Below are 389 nucleotides of genomic sequence, written 5' to 3' on the forward strand. Positions count from 1 at the left end.
ATTTCAAAGGCTTTGCCGTACTCTTCAGCAAGCTCAACAATTTCCAAATAATCCTCATAGCGTGGGTATCCGATATAGGGAAAAACGTTGCCAAAATGTCCGATTATGTCTACATTTTCGTCTTGAATTGCTATTTTAATTAAATCAAGATATGCATCAATTCCTTCAGGATCAAGCCATACGTGAGCGGAAGCAATAACATAATCAAGCTTTTTTGCCATTTCGCTGGTTATATCAACGCCTGTTATGAAAATGTTAGCTTCAATTCCAGCTAGAACAGTAATTTCACTCTCTTTCTTTATCTGCTCAATCTCAGAAATGTACGTATTGAATCTTTTGGGAGTGAAATAGTGAATGTGATCGCTTATACCAACTAGCTTAAGTCCTTT

At 36.5% G+C, this 389-nt stretch carries 1 pseudogene; it reads right to left on the reverse strand.

The features are described 5' to 3' along the window. Positions 1-389: pseudogene (locus E3E26_RS11040) on the reverse strand (hypothetical protein); the annotation flags it as partial.

It is taken from the genome of Thermococcus sp. LS1, assembly GCF_012027395.1.
Classification (GTDB): domain Archaea; phylum Methanobacteriota_B; class Thermococci; order Thermococcales; family Thermococcaceae; genus Thermococcus.